Raw genomic sequence first — 15,404 nt, 5'->3', positions numbered from 1 at the left:
CTTGATGAACCACTTTTTTAAGTTAGCTTTTTTCCTTTTTCCTTCAAGCCTAAAACAACATCGTTCATTTTAATGGTCAGAATGTATGCATCATTATATTGTTAAAAACAAATTCTGGTCGTTCCTCGGTAATTAAATGTCCTGTTTTTTCATAGGTAATTAACTGAGCATCCGGTAAATCACTAACTAGTCGTTGACCAACCTCCACAGGAACAACCCGGTCTTCCTCTCCCCATATTAATAATGTTGGGACATGAATATCCTGAAGCTGATTTGGCAGTAAATCACCCTCACGATGACGCAGCAGTCGGATTAAAGCCTTATAAAATCCTTTTTCATTCAGCGGTTTCCCGAATTCTTGAATCAATTCATCATTGATCAATGTTTGGTCAAAAAAGACGTTTCTCAAGTGATGTTTGACGCCCTTTCTTTGAATATAATAATGAACGAATTTTTCAAAGAAAGGTAAATAGGAAGTGAAAATGAGAAACTTTTTTGCTCGCTTCAAATATCCTGAACTACATAACAAAACTAATTTGTTAATTTTCTCAGGAGCGATTAGGGCCATATTTAGGGCAATTTGTCCTCCCATTGAATGAGCAACAATATGAGTATTAGAGAATCCAAACTGATGGATGCATTCTATCATTAGCTTCGCATAGTTTTGAAAACTATATATAAACGAAGTCGACTTCTCACTTTTTCCAAAGCCGGGGAGGTCGACGGCGATGACAGAATACTGCTTTTGCAGAAAAGGAATGATCCGACGAAATGTATAGGTCGAAGATGCAAAACCGTGGATTAGAAGAATCGGTGGTTTATCATTCAATATGTATTCACAGTACAAGTTGATATCAGCTACTCTAAGGTAGGTTTGATTTAATCCATTGACAGTCAATGTGTTCCAATCCTCCATGAATTAATAATTTTATTTTATTATTAATCAATTTGAACTTGAGGATGCAGAAATTTCCCGACTGAGATAGGACACTTAAAAAAGAGTGTTTCATCTCTAGGTACATTTTACAACCTCACAACCTTGGTTGGATTGGAAATGCTTGGAGTAATTAATTACAAACTACTCGAAAGGTGTGGTAAAATTCATTTTATCAATCAATTAAATCCAATACAAAGCAGGTGGTTACGCGTGTCCTCTGAAAAAGAAGTAAAGCTTTATTTTGTTCGGCATGGAGAGACCCATTTTAATGTAGAGAAGCGAATGCAGGGATTTTGTGATTCACCTCTTACAGATAAAGGAATTGAACAGGCTAAATCTGTAGGTATCGGTTTATCTGATATAGAATTTAAAGCAGTATACGCAAGTGAAAGCCAAAGAGTAGTAGATACGGCTAGGCATGCCATTGGCCATCGAAATATCCCCATCATTACTGATCCACGTCTAAAGGAAATGAACTTTGGTGCTTTGGAATCCCTGTTACAAACGGAAATTCTAGCTCAATATGGAAATATCCTAGAGACATTATTTAGTCTTAATGATTTAAATATGTCAGCACCTGAAGGAGAATCCTACCTACAGCTTTTTACTAGGACAAGCTCCGCTATCGATGAAATGGTTCAAAAGCATAAAAATGAGGGTGGAAATATTCTCGTATTTTCACATGGGGTAACAATAGGCAACTACTTAATGCAATTAGCAAAAATGAGCAGATATCCTCACCATGATAATTGCAGTGTTTCTGTAATCAAATATTTGAACGGTGAATTTTATGTAGACAGGATTGCTGACACTTCTTTTAGAGATAATACAAATTAAGATATTTAGATGAACTAGTAGCAGTACTAATAAGCCATATAATATGAGATTCTTCCCAAAAGAATATCCCAAAATCACAATGAAAAAAGGCTCTGACGGCTCCCACTTGGTCAGAGCCTTTTCTCATTGGGGCTTGCCGGTAACGAAACCCCTTTTAATAGATATCGGATTAACTACAATTTATTACAAAATCATTACATTCGTTTTACGATTTCGACAAATTATAGCAAATTATTCAAGTGATATGTAAACTTAAATTAATAAAAGAAACGATTACTAAGGGGATACAAATGAAAAAGAAAATTATAGCATTAGTTACAGCTACAGTATTCGGGACTTCCTTATATAGTACGTCAACCATGGCTGCAACAATCAAAGTTAAAAGTGGGGATACTTTATCAAAGTATTCAAAGCAATATAAAATATCAGTTTCAGAGATTAAGAAAGCTAATAAATTATCAAGTGATAGAATCAAAATAGGTCAAAGTATATACATACCTGAAAAAGGCAAGGTCGTGACTAAAACTAGCACCAGTCCATCTTCATTAGTATATACGGTAAAATCCGGTGATAGCTTGTCATCAATCGCAAAGAAGTATAGGACAACTGCGACACAACTAAAAGCGGGGAATCGATTGAAATCGGATCTAATTAGAATAGGTCAAAAATTAAAAATTAGTAGTGGTACTGTAACATCACCTGTTGCTCCAGCTCCCGCAGCAAATAAACCTGCAGTGTCTACCATTAATAAAAACAAGTTGATTCAAAACGCTAAAACTGTGGTTGGCAGCCCTTACAAATGGGGAGGAACTACTCCAAGTGGATTTGACTGCAGTGGATTTATTTACTATGTAATCAACCAACAAAAATCCGTACCTCGTCAAACTGTTGCTGGATATTGGAACAAGATGAAACCTGTGTCTACTTTATCCGTTGGCGATTTTGTCTATTACGAAACGTATAAAAAAGGTCCTTCACATATGGGAATCTACGTAGGAAATGGTAAGTTCGTTCACTCTGGGTCCCAGGGAGTTGAAATTTCCAATATGAATATCTCTTACTGGAAATCTCGCTATCTTGGAGCAAGACAACTCTAGTTTCAAAAGTCCTTATGTATCGATAAGGACTTTTTTAATTTATCTAACCAATTCTGTTACCTATAAAAAAGCACGTTAAATGCCTTGTTTCTAATCTTATTTTGAAGAAAGTTCGCTCTCTGTTACCCATTGGTGATTTGTCACTTTTTCCCCACCATTTGTTGGGATGTAATCAACCACATATACAGTTGTTTTTTCTGCCGAATCAATGGTTCCAGTTGCCCCCTTCATCCCATCCATGTGGTCTGCTTCCAAGGTGACTTTTGTTCCAGGTCCTAATGCTTTATTACCTGCATCTTTAATCTCTTCTTGAATAACCCATTTATGATTGTTTACCGGCTCACCTCCGGTAGTCGGTGTATAGGTAACAGCGTAAGCAATGGTATCATATGCACCTACAATTGTTGCTTCAGCACCATTCATACCTTCCATATGATTCGCTTTTATAGTTGCTTGGCCTCCTAGTTTATATGTTGAATTCTCAGTTTCTTTTAGTCCTTCAGGAACCTCACCCGAACCAGAATGTTCCATATCACCCATGCCCATACTTTCATGATCCACATTTGAATCTTTAGCAGTACTCTTATCATTACTATTATTAAAACAAGCAGCTAACATAAACATTAACACCAAACAAGTAATTCCAATCAACAATTTTTTTGTTTTCATATTAACCCTCCTAAATTTTGTTACAAAACCTATCCTACAATAAAAATTTGCAGAAAGTATGGATTTTTTGTGATTAAGGTAATCAATTCAATATTCTTACCAGCCCGGTTTAACTCTACCATTCTTCACCTGCCGTAAGGTCAAGTACAAATCCACCAGGAATCGCTCTTCCGGCAGGTAACGACTTACTAGACCGCCTTTGCTTTGATGCGGAATTTTGACTCTCATAAAAGGAATCAATTTCTTTTACGGTCAGTAATGAGTCATTTTTCCAGTTTTTCAGAATCCCAACCACATAGCTCAGCCTTCGCTTGTTATTGGCACACGCAATATTCATCGCTTTAAAAATCACCTCTTTCGGCTGTAAAAAGCTAGAATCATCTAACCAGGACAAAAGCTGCTGTTTCGCATTAACATTTGTAAAACCAAATCCATTGTTGTCCCAAAACTCAACAATTTCTTTTACATCTCTTTGATGATTCTGTAATGGATTCTCGATGTCTAGACTTTCCTCTTTATTTGGATAAAAAGGTTCTTGTTGTTGTTTTTTATTAACTTTATTATTAATTCCTTCTTCTTTTTGCCCCCATATCGTAGACCGAGGCGTCAACGTATCGTCATGCTCTCTACATTCAGGTACTAGATATGTATTATTTTCATTTTTGTAGGTAACATCCTTGCCAAAAACTATTTCTTCTGGCTCACAAAAAGATTCAAATAGGCTGCGAATTTCCTGTTTTGAAATGGCTGCCGAAACATATTGAATAAGTGAGAGATCTTCGACATCCTTTAACTCGGAAAAAACACAATCCATCATCGGTTTCCCACCTTTATCCAGGTTATAATTCCCCCAGTTTTTTATCGCCAGCTCTCTCGTATCAGGATTATAACGAATCACCTTGTGGAGCTCGATGAATCGTTCCATTAACGATTGAACACTTTCAATCGAATACCCCAATTCAAAAGCCATTTGTTTTTTAGTAATCTTATAGATGCCAATTTGAGTCGTATGTGGATTGGTAAGGAGATACAGGTAAAAATATTTGTCCTCCGGAGTCATCTCCTCTAAAACAATCGGATTCTTCCAAAAATCAGTACGTACCATTCTAAACTTTGCCATCTTCAACCCCTACTTTTCTTCTAATAAAATTCTTTCATATTTGATATAGAAAAAAATGAAGAAAATGGTCATAGGTTATTCAATAGAATGTGAATATTTTATGACACCTTTTCATCACCTTGTCCTTTGCACGGGATTTAGGTGAAGGCCCGTATCCTCTGCACTTGTAGAATATCGAGTTTGGCAAGGTAAAGCGAATTTCCATTTTTCATATTTGAAGGCATTTTTAGTGCATAAACGCAAAAAAACGCCTTCAAATTTGATTTTTGAAGGCGTTTTTTGCAATTTAGGACGATTTTTTGCTTATTTTGCGTGAAGCCGTTTACCTTTCTTCGATTATATAGGCTAGGTTATTTAGCTATTTGTTTTCACAAATTTTTGCGAGGCATTTATGAACTCTTTTAAAGCAGGCGGACAATCCTTAATAGACTTTACTGCTAATCCAATAGAACGATAGATTTCAGGAACAAGTTCAACAGTGGAAACATGTGTTAACCAGTTTGGTAATGTTAATTGAGGAACAACTGTTAGCCCAAGTCCTTCTTGAACCATAGAGATAATGGTTTGATTATCTTCCACCTCAAATTGAACATTGGGTTTTAATCCATTGGATTGAAACCTTTCCTGGATCAGCACCTCACAGCCTGCCTTTGGCATGATAAAGGGTTCCTGCGATAACTGTTCTATGGTTACGGACTTATGCTCACAGAAAGGGTGATCTCTAGGTACTAACACTACTAATTTATCTTTTAAAAGAGGAATCGTCTCCAACCTTTTAACCGGCATCGAAACAAAGCCAATATCAATCACTCCATTTTCTACCCATTCAGTAATTTCGTCATAGCTCCCCTCATATAGTTCCAACTCAATCCCTTCATACCTGCTTTTGAAATAAGATATAATACCAGGCAATAATTTAGCTGAAGCGCTTGGAAAACTTCCAATCTTGACTTTACCCATTTCTATCCCAAGAATAGCTGCTGTCTTTTGTTTTATCTGTTCAGACTCTGAAACAATATTTCTCATATGTCCAATCATCCGTTTTCCTGCGTCCGTCAAAGAAACTCCATTTCTGCCTCTAATTAAAAGAATAATCCCCAGTTCTGATTCTAAAGCAGATATATTATGGCTGACCCCGGATTGTGTGAGTCCTAATATTTCGCCTGCCTTCGTAAAATTACCTGTGTCTACAACCTTAAGAAATACTTCAAATTGAAAAACAGTCATGGTTTCCTCCTCCATTTATCTAAAATAAGGACACATATATATACTTGAACAGATTTGCATGAGAATCTCACATGTATACAATTCATAATATTCATTTTACTTATACAAAAGTAGTGCATATGATTAAAGTACAAAAGTTCAAGGAGGAGAAACATGAAACAAATCCCGGTTTATCATATTGATGCTTTTACGAATGTTTCGTTTGGTGGAAATCCTGCGGGGGTCATTCCCGATGCGGAAAATTTAAGTGAGGAAGACATGCAAAAAATCGCAAAAGAATTGAACCTCCCAGAGTCTGTTTTCTTATTGCCTTCTTCTCATCCTGAGGCAGATTTTAAAGTACGATATTTTACACCACTGGAGGAAATCAATTTTTGCGGTCATGCAACCATTGGCCTATCATGGTTACTTGGAACCAAATACAATTGGTTAGAAAAAGCGGATCAGATTGTTTTTGAAACCAATGTAGGCTTGATTCCGGTCAAATGGATTAAAGAAAACAATCAATTGATTAGAGTTTCAATGACTCAGGTCGCTCCAAAAGTCAAAGAAATCAAAATCAATAATGACACACTTTCCCAACTAGTCGGTATTCAACCAACGGATCTAGACGAAAGATATCCCATTAAACTAAGCAATACTGGAAACTGGCATCTACTTGTCCCAGTGAAAACACGTAAAGCTATTGATTTAGCTGAGCCGCAACTAAAAGAATTAGGCAGCATGAATCGGGAGCATAATATTTCAACCACTCATTTATTTACCTTTGATACAAATGGAGAGTTTGATATATATACAAGGGATTTCGCTCCTGGCATTGGAATCAACGAGGATCCTGTAACTGGTGCGGCAAATGGCGCCTTAGCTGGGTATTTGTTTTTAGAAGGATTTCTCTCAAAAAAGGAAACTCATCAGCTTAAAGTAGGTCAAGGTCATGCCATCGGCAGACCGGGTAGATTATATATTACGATTCATTCGGAAAATAATGTACCAATAATTGAAGTAGCAGGAACAGCAGTAATAACGATCGAAGGGAATATCAATATATGATAAAATTCTATCGCAAATGCCCAATTTAATTCATTCCCTAAAGTAAATGCGATGCTTATTTAAGCATCGCACCCGTTTGTTTAATGACATGTTGGTTATAAAAAAGAATGAATTAAAAATAGAATTGCAAAAGAAACCCCAGACCGCAAATGCCACTCCCGGTCCATCCTCTGATATCGAAATAGTCCCGATATAGGAACTGGCAGAAGGACTAGCAAGGAAAGCAATCCACTTATATTATTAAAATCAAATTTGAAGCCGTGCATAAAGACAGCTACCGTATGCACGATAATAAAAGCGATGGCGATAATCGCTGCTGGAGTATGCCATCTTCGGGCAAAGCGCAGGAAAGTGGACAACCATTTTTTCACCTCTCCTTTACCTTTCAGCATACGAAGCTTAATCACACGAAGAAGCACATAATACGCAAGTACAAAAAATAAAGCAATTCTAGCAATGGAGCCAAAATCTTTAAATGTATGTTCGAACTGCCTGCTGTGCAGAGTGGTTAAGGAAAGCTGTAATAGTCCCTTAAGTTCCCAAAACACTATCAAAGCAGCGATAATAACCGCCATGATTAACCATACTCGTTCCTTTTTAGGAACCCATCCTTGTTTTTGGACCTTGATTTCCCGTGTATTCATTGAGCTGTCCTCCATATAAAAGTGAGAACCTTATATTTAGTTTCATCACTCCGTTGTTCAAATAAACTACATATGACATATAAATGCATCCAATTTTTTTATCACTTAAAGTTAAAGTAACCTTCAATTTTATTTAAATACGATTTAGCACAGTAAATGAATGCATTTTATATATTAATGAATTATTAATTATGAGTATCCCCATAGCTAAAGCTAGGGGTTTCGAAAGAATAGGCTGTTAAGCCCATTGTCTTTACGAGGGCTACCACAAGTCCCGCTACTACATCAGGCCGAGGCCTTCAGCTTTGCTTTTGGGTTTTTCATGATGATTATTTTTCGTGGGGATTGAAGGAACTGTTTTCTCTCCAGTCCTTCGAAAACATCCTTCGTATGCTTACGGACAATGTTAAAAGCTCCATTCACATCCGCATGGATCAAAATCTTAGAGCCTTTGATTTTGTAAAAAGCTCGACTGCTTCTGTACCCGTTAAAATTAGTTTGGTGGTCTTCCCCGTACGTTGGAATCGGGTCATGATTCAAGAAACTAGATTTGGACGTATAACTTTCTTCTCGGACAATGACTTGAATTCCATTGCGTTCTGCTTTGTATCGAACCATTCCTATGAAAGTGGCATAGGGGATTTGTATGAAGGTTTGTTTACTTGTCTTTTGCATATCAACCTCCATCTTCCAACCCTCATTTTTTCCAATGATGATCGTATCTATGGTTCTTTCTTTCGCAATCTCCACCACTTTTGCGCTGGCCCTATGTAAAAAATCAATGACTCGATTGTTCCTTTTTCGGTCTAATGAAATTAATCTTGTGGTGTTAAACTTCCCTTCCTTTGGTCCTTTTCCATTTCGAAGGATACTCATGTATTTGGCTCTTAATTTGTTATAGTATTGATTAATCGATTTTAACCATTTGCCCTTGATAAGCAGAGGCTTTAGCCCCGTGTTATCGATGATAGTTGCCAGGTTATCGACGCCTAAATCAATTCCCATTACTCGTTTCGGCTCAAATAGCCATTCATTTAATTGGTCTTTTGATCGTTTGATTTCCTTTTCCTGTTCACTTTTAAAAATAGCTTCAATGACATATCGACCATAGGACGGGACAATCCGCACTTGTTGTAGTTTACCATCAATATGTGCGATTTTTCCTAATTTTAATGTAAGAGGAGTACCTGGTAGTGAAAGCACCTTTCCATTTTTAATTTTGGTAATTTGATTGGTTAAGTAGCAGGTCGTTCGTCCATTTTTCGGCTTATACTTTGGAATCCTTGGTTTTCCTGAAAAACTAGTAGGCTTGGTTTTATATTTCTTTGTTGCTTCGAAGAAACTTTTCCAATCATCATAGACCTTTCTTATTGTTTGTTGATTGGACTGAGAGGGCATAGAAATGTAATCGGTTTGTTTCATCACTTTAAAAAGTGCTTCTACAAAGTTATAGGGAAGGAAGGCTTTCTCTGGGTGAGGCATTTCAAATAGCTTCAGTTTTGGCTCCAAAACCTGATCATTATTATCGACTTTTTTATGCTTAGAATTAGCTCTTTCAAAACTTTTTAGACGAATTTGATTCATTTGAGGTAAAAAGTCTTGAATATCTGTTAAAACTTGAAGTTGATTTTCATTTCTTGTTTCTTTTTTTAAAGCTGTATAAACCTGTCTAATATAGTAGTTGGTGACATTGTACAAGTTTTTCGCTTTAAAACAGAGGGAGTCACAGTAGTCAAACAATTTATGTTCCAGATGAATTTGTATTTTATAGGATCGATACATTTTATTCACCTCCACAAACAGAACGAATGTTCTATTCGTATTCCAATTATACCAGAGAACTTCAGATAATGTATAGTAAAATTACATGTATTGTTTAAAACAACGAACAAAAATACAGCTTATATCCCCATATCTGAAGTTAGGGGTTTTATGCTGATTTTTGATAAGTTAATTGAAAAAATAGGTTAATATGAATAAGACAAAAAAGCTATTCATATTAGGTCACTAGCTTTTTCACATTGAATACTAAATTAAAGTTTCTAACCTTGATTGAGCTCAGCATTAAACTAAACTTCCCCGTTAATACAACAAAAAAAAGCTGCCAAAATGACAGCTCTGATCTTCATAGCTAGCAGCTAGCGCCCGTTATATTAATTAGTCTATTTCAAAGAGATCTTCACAACATCATCCAAATATTTCGTTGAACTATAACCAAAAATCTCCAGCCTTTTAGGAATCACTTTCTCTCCAGTGCCGTTACCCTCTAACTTCATGCTTTGAACGGTAACGAAATAGCGAGGCTGCTCGATTTCTTCAAATGAGACAGGGATTTTATTCGTATCGTATTCCATCCCGTTTTTATCAACAAGCACTCCATCCGTATTCATCTCTGTATTAACAGGCTCGTTTTCATCTTCTCCCATAATATTGAAGTTAAGAGCCTCATACGCTCGATTCTCAATTTTATGATCGCTTATAACAATAATAGAAGGCTGTCCAACTTTCAGTTTGTCGATAGAGATTGTACTGCCTGCGTATTCAAAAGTTTGAGGATATTCTTTAGTAGCATCCAGTTCGATGGTTATTGGGTCTTCAACCGTTAAATTAATAGATCCGAGTTGAACGTTAACCTCTTTTGGTTTTTCTCCAAAAAGAGGGTCAAAGTTTGTTTGAAAAGTAGTCCAATTCATGTCTTGCTGTGAATCCATAAAAGAGCTTCCATACATATCAGTTTTCACTATTTTATTGTTCACTTTCAGATTGTTAAAATTAAGAACATCAATCATTTTCTCTGGCTTTTCATTATTAATACCATATTGCAGAATCGTCGCTGTTGGAGCAATGGTTAGTTTATCAAATCGAACCGGGATCCCCTCGACTTCTGTTTGTTCATTCAAGGCATATTCAACGGAAGGCTGTTTTGTCACAGGGATCTCGAAGGCCCACTCCCCTGTTTCATATCCGAGGTTCTCGTTACCGCTAATATCATTCCGTTCAGAGGAATCACGAATCAATTTCAGGAGCTTTGTGATCTTCAGTTTGATCGTCCCATTTTCCGTTTTGAGTGGCAGCAGACTAATCTTTCCTTGATACACGTTCTTTTCTTTTTTATTGTTATCAGATTTAAGGTCAGAAGGATAGTACCTAGGATGGCCTTCAGTATTCATGATTTCAAGTTCATTCTCCACAAAAACCCCATCATCATAATTCATCATATATTGATTTTCTTCATTTGTATCTTCGATTTCATAAAATACAAGCGTCTGAATATCATCAGCAATCGCACTCCTGATCTTAATTTTCACCCCATCGCTTTCCGCTTCTAGGTTCAGCCTTTCACCAAGGTCCTGCTGCAGAAAGGGACGCAATTCCTGATCTTTTTCTGTCCATGTATAGTAGAGGCTGGTAAAACTCCCTGTAAAAACTTCTATCCCTATTAATAATGCGAAAAAACTTGCCAAAACAATGCCCATTCTTACACGTTTCTTGTTCTTCTGTTGTCTGTGCTTTTCCTTTTCTGCCAGCCTTGCTTTGACGTTCTCCATGAAACCGGATGGTATATGCAATTCTTTAATCCCATCAGTTAGCTCTAACATGGTTAACATGACATCCTGAAAGGAAGCCAAGTCCTCCTGACAGTTTTGACAATGATAAATATGTATTTCTAAATCAATCTTTTTTGACCGATCCAGAGTTCTTTCTAAATAATCGATGTACTCCTTATGATGCTCCTTACAGCCATTAAAGGATGATCCGTACCCCATTTCTTTTCTAATTGACTGAATTCCGGAAAACAAAAGCTCTTTCATCTTTTCCGCTGAAACTTGGAGAAGATGTGCCGCTTCCTCTTGTGAGAGTCCTTTTACATAGGTAAGGACCATCGCTTCTTTCTCGTACTCTTTCAATTGATCAAGTGCTTTAAATATATCCTGACGTGGTTCACTTTCCCCTGAAGCTTGTAAACTTCTATCAATAGAAAGCTCTCGGCAGATATGAATGAAGATGGATGTAACCCACGTTTCGAATGATGTTTCACTTTTAAATCTAGGCAATTCCTTGTGAACTTTTAAAATGGACCGGTAAAAAAGCTCTTCCATTTGCTGCTGGTTACTAAGATAGGACCAACCAAGTATATAGAACGTCTGTTTATGCTGATCCAACCAATCGAAGATGGATTCCACGCTTTTTTTGCCTATTGTAGTGATTGAGATAGGATCTATTTTTACTGGGATCATTCAAGTGTTCCCCCCTTTTTCAATTCTCTTTATGGTAATTACATCTTGAATTGTCTATCAATCTCTTTTTTATTATAATAGATAAAACTTTAAATTGGTCTATATTTCCTTTTCTTAGCGAACATGGTACCATTTTTTGTGTGTCCGAAGTAACCGATACACGAAATAACCTTGTTACTAAACGATTTATTGATGAGTATTAAGTTCTGTGAAGTGTTTATAATTGTTAAAGATAAGTGATAAAAGGAGCGAAGGAAATGTCCTATATGGTTGATTTTAAAAATGTGTCTACAGTTGGTTTAGAGTCCTCACCTGTAGCAGAAGAGCTTGCTGGTTTACGCGCGAATGAGGCCCGTTATTTTATGAACAAATACAAGCATGAATTTACGGTTGTACCAGCTAGCGAAAGCCAGGAGACCATTGATTATGTGAACCGAATTTTGAAAGAAGAACGTGATATTGAGTTTGCGGCCAAACCTTTAGAAACATCGCGTTTTCAGGTAGAAAATATCAAATGGACTTACGTCTTTTATGAGGATGGTCTTGAGGTCAACGTCTTGTATACGATTGATGGCCCTAAGCCGAAGCGAGCCGTTGGTTTTAAGCTTTCAGAGGGGATGGAGGTACCAAAGGAGTTAGAAGAGAAGTTTAAGTTTGCTAGGCAGAAATCTAAACTAGCTGGAACAATTCGGGGCTCGTTTTTTGTAATTAAACGAGAATATTAAAATACGCAAAATCGAGAGTGAAGGAATCCATCCATACTTCATATTCCATTCCGCGCGTAGATAAAGTATTAAAAAAACAGCAACTTCCTCTACTAATTGAAGAAGTTGCTGTTTTATTTCTAACATCATTTCTACTTATATTAAATTGATTGAAGGAGCCAATACTAATTCTTAAATTACCGGTTTCATCGTTTCTTTTAATACTGAAACGGAATGGTTAAATTGTTCTTTTTCCTTATCATTTAGCTCAATTTCAACTATTTCTTGAATACCAGCACGGTTAATTTTTGCTGGAACTCCGATATATACATCATTTTGTCCATATTCTCCGTTTAGATAAGCAGATACTGTCAGGATGCTGCTTTCATTATTAAGGATAGCTTTCGTAATCCGAACAAGGGACATTCCTATCCCATAATACGTTGCCCCTTTACGCTCAATAATCTGATAAGCAGCATCACGGACGTTAACGAAAATGTCATCTAGGCATTCTTTTTTTAAATCTCCCTTCCTTTCCAAAACCGTATCGACATGCTCAATTCCAATCATGGCATGGCTCCAAACAGGTAGCTCAGTGTCTCCATGTTCACCAATAATAGCTGCATGAACATTTCTTGTATCAACATTGAAGTACTTCCCTAGTGCAAACCTTAGACGTGCAGAGTCTAATACCGTTCCAGAACCGATGACACGCTCTTTTGGTAGTCCTGATTCTTTCCAAGTTACATAGGTTAGGATGTCCACTGGGTTTGTTGCCACTAAGAATATTCCATCAAATCCACTTTCCATAATGCTTTTAACAATTTGTTTAAATATTTTCGTATTTTTTTCAACTAATTCCAATCGGGTTTCACCTGGCTTTTGTGCCAATCCCGCAGTGATGACAACTAAGTCCGCACTTCCACAATCTTGATAAGAACCGCTCCATACGTTTATTGGTGAAGGTGCAAACGGCATTCCGTGGTTAAGATCCATCGCTTCTCCTTCAGCTTTTGCTTCATTTACATCTATTAAGACTAATTCCTCGGCAACTCCCTGGTTTATCAATGAATACGCATAACTGCAACCTACAGCACCTGTTCCAACTAGTACAATGCGATTTACTTTTTCTTTATTCATGATAATAAATCTCCCTTCGGATGAAAAAATTTAAAATAGTAACCAGCTGATTATTCCAATTACAACAAGTAAACCTAAGCTATATTTAATTGTCACTTTAAATAATTCACTTTCTTTTCCTGCTATTCCAACTGCTGCGGCTGCAACAGCGATAGATTGAGGTGAAATCATTTTGGCCATTGTCCCCCCCATTACATTGACCGCAACCATTGTTTCAGGTGCTATGCCAATTTGTGAAGCAGTGACAGATTGAAGTGGCGCAAATAAGGAACCGCTGTTTACAACACTGCCTGTTAAAAATACTCCTAACCACCCTAGTACTGGCGAGAATAATGGAAATACGGCACCTGTTGAAGCAAATGCTAAACCGAGTGTTGATGACATACCAGAGTAAGTACAAATGTAAGCAAAAGCAAGTACACTACAAATCGTTAACGCTGGTGACAATAACTCTTTTGCCGTTTCTTTTGCAGTATCTATCAGCAGTTTGCTGCTGCAGCGAAAAAGAATGCTGGCAACAATGATCGTTATGACAATTGCTGTTGTAGTAGATGAAAATAAATCTAATTTAAATACTGCAGCATATGGTGTATCTTGTGGAACAATTGGTGCATGCTTGATGACTGTATTATTTAATCCTGGAATGGGCAGCAATAAGACTAACTTTTCTAAAGGGCCGCCGGGTATAAATAAATTTTTGAAAAATGATAAATTAAACAAAGTAACACATAGGGTTAAAAATACAAATGGCATCCAGGCAAAAGCAATTATTCCAAAAGAGTACTTAACCTGCCTATCTACCATCTTCTCCTTATTTACACGGAAAATTTCTTTCGGTTTCCATACTTGTAAAAATAGGGCTAGTGCTACTAAGCTCACAATAGCAGCAAAGATATCTGCAAGTTCAGCACCTAAGAAAGTTAGAACCAATGCCTGTGTAAGTGCAAATGATACACCGCTGACTAGTATTGCAGGGAAGGTTTGTCTAATCCCTTTCAATCCATCAATGATAAAAATTAATAAGAATGCAACTACAATACTTAATACGGGAATGACTAATGCCGTATATCTTCCAACAACAAGACCATCTAAACCTGTAAGGAGTGAGGGAACAGTTACTGGAATACCCATTGCTCCATATGCACCACCAGCAATGTTTGCAATCAAACAAAGACTTGCTGCATATATAGGACTAAATCCAAGTCCTACTAAAATGGCTGCTGTTATCGCAACAGGTGCTCCAAATCCTGCAGCTCCCTCCAAAAATGCTCCGAATGAAAAGGCTACGATAAGAACTTGCAATCTTTGGTCGGATGTAATAAAAGATATACTATTTTCTATTATTGTGAATTTACCTGTTTTTACGGTTATTTTATAAAGGAAAATGGCTGCAAACACAATCGATGCTACCGGCCATATACCGGCTAAAGCTCCATATGCAGCAGACATTAAAACTAATATAATAGGCATTTTATAAATGAATACTGCAACAATTCCTGCTACAATGATGCTGTAGAGTCCTGCAATATAGCCTTTTAATTTAAAAACTGTCAGCATTACAATAAAAAATACTATAGGAATGGCAGCTATAATAGCTGACAACCAAATGTTACTCAATGGATTATATAATTGCTCCCAAACATTCATACTGTTCAACTCCCAGTTAATAATAAATCCTTTTTATTCTTACCAATTATTAAAAAAAATGATTCATACTGTGAAATATTTCACAATTAAATCA

Annotated in this window: 12 protein-coding genes and 1 pseudogene; 4 read left to right on the top strand and 9 right to left on the bottom strand. The window is 36.7% G+C overall.

From position 1 onward, the window contains the following. Nucleotides 1–76: 76 nt before the first annotated feature. Complete coding sequence (locus BR30_RS0109600) at nt 77–898, bottom strand: alpha/beta fold hydrolase (RefSeq protein ID WP_026564848.1); 822 nt, start codon at nt 896–898, stop codon at nt 77–79. 249 nt (nt 899–1,147) lie between these two features. Between BR30_RS0109600 and BR30_RS0109595 the strand changes: the two genes are divergently transcribed. Then, nucleotides 1,148–1,774: a histidine phosphatase family protein gene (locus BR30_RS0109595; RefSeq protein WP_026564847.1), complete on the top strand. Its 627-nt coding sequence runs from the start codon at nt 1,148–1,150 to the stop codon at nt 1,772–1,774. Between the two features lie 290 nt (nt 1,775–2,064). Further along, nucleotides 2,065–2,871: a C40 family peptidase gene (locus tag BR30_RS0109590; RefSeq protein WP_026564846.1), complete on the top strand. Its 807-nt coding sequence runs from the start codon at nt 2,065–2,067 to the stop codon at nt 2,869–2,871. Between the two features lie 96 nt (nt 2,872–2,967). Here BR30_RS0109590 and BR30_RS0109585 read toward each other — a convergent pair whose 3' ends face one another. The 3 genes from BR30_RS0109585 to BR30_RS0109570 form a co-directional block, all read right to left on the bottom strand. After that, entirely contained in the window at nt 2,968–3,540 is a 573-nt protein-coding gene (locus tag BR30_RS0109585) for a YdhK family protein (protein ID WP_026564845.1), read from the bottom strand. Between the two features lie 115 nt (nt 3,541–3,655). Next, a complete protein-coding gene (locus BR30_RS32960) occupies nt 3,656–4,660 on the bottom strand; it encodes a DnaD domain protein (protein ID WP_231507662.1) in 1,005 nt (334 codons plus the stop codon). Between the two features lie 354 nt (nt 4,661–5,014). Then, nucleotides 5,015–5,887: a LysR family transcriptional regulator gene (locus tag BR30_RS0109570; protein ID WP_026564844.1), complete on the bottom strand. Its 873-nt coding sequence runs from the start codon at nt 5,885–5,887 to the stop codon at nt 5,015–5,017. A 153-nt stretch (nt 5,888–6,040) separates the two neighbouring features. Between BR30_RS0109570 and BR30_RS0109565 the strand changes: the two genes are divergently transcribed. Further along, complete coding sequence (locus BR30_RS0109565) at nt 6,041–6,937, top strand: PhzF family phenazine biosynthesis protein (protein WP_026564843.1); 897 nt, start codon at nt 6,041–6,043, stop codon at nt 6,935–6,937. 95 nt (nt 6,938–7,032) lie between these two features. Here the strand turns inward: BR30_RS0109565 and BR30_RS0109560 are convergent, their stop codons facing one another. The 3 genes from BR30_RS0109560 to BR30_RS0109550 all read right to left on the bottom strand — a co-directional run bounded on the left by BR30_RS0109560 (nt 7,033) and on the right by BR30_RS0109550 (nt 11,819). Continuing rightward, complete coding sequence (locus BR30_RS0109560) at nt 7,033–7,581, bottom strand: hypothetical protein (protein WP_026564842.1); 549 nt, start codon at nt 7,579–7,581, stop codon at nt 7,033–7,035. Between the two features lie 285 nt (nt 7,582–7,866). Next, on the bottom strand, nt 7,867–9,363 hold the full coding sequence (locus tag BR30_RS32955; RefSeq protein ID WP_051633536.1) for an RNA-guided endonuclease InsQ/TnpB family protein: 1,497 nt from the start codon (nt 9,361–9,363) through the stop codon (nt 7,867–7,869). A gap of 380 nt (nt 9,364–9,743) precedes the next feature. Beyond that, the gene (locus BR30_RS0109550; RefSeq protein ID WP_026564841.1) at nt 9,744–11,819 is read right to left on the bottom strand and encodes a sigma-70 family RNA polymerase sigma factor; all 2,076 of its coding nucleotides are present in this window, start codon (nt 11,817–11,819) and stop codon (nt 9,744–9,746) included. A gap of 257 nt (nt 11,820–12,076) precedes the next feature. Here BR30_RS0109550 and BR30_RS0109545 point away from each other — a divergent pair, with 257 nt between their 5' ends. Continuing rightward, on the top strand, nt 12,077–12,544 hold the full coding sequence (locus BR30_RS0109545; RefSeq protein ID WP_026564840.1) for a hypothetical protein: 468 nt from the start codon (nt 12,077–12,079) through the stop codon (nt 12,542–12,544). Between the two features lie 171 nt (nt 12,545–12,715). Here BR30_RS0109545 and BR30_RS0109540 read toward each other — a convergent pair whose 3' ends face one another. Both BR30_RS0109540 and BR30_RS0109535 read right to left on the bottom strand, forming a co-directional pair. Continuing rightward, complete coding sequence (locus BR30_RS0109540; RefSeq protein ID WP_026564839.1) at nt 12,716–13,663, bottom strand: L-lactate dehydrogenase; 948 nt, start codon at nt 13,661–13,663, stop codon at nt 12,716–12,718. Beyond that, nucleotides 13,656–15,310: pseudogene (locus tag BR30_RS0109535) on the bottom strand (lactate permease LctP family transporter). The gene BR30_RS0109540 and the pseudogene BR30_RS0109535 overlap by 8 nt, the downstream one beginning before the upstream one ends. Nucleotides 15,311–15,404: the final 94 nt, after the last annotated feature.

Source organism: Bacillus sp. UNC41MFS5 (assembly GCF_000686805.1).
The sequence above is the reverse complement of the archived record's forward strand: the minus strand, read 5'-3'. Positions and strand labels throughout refer to the sequence as shown.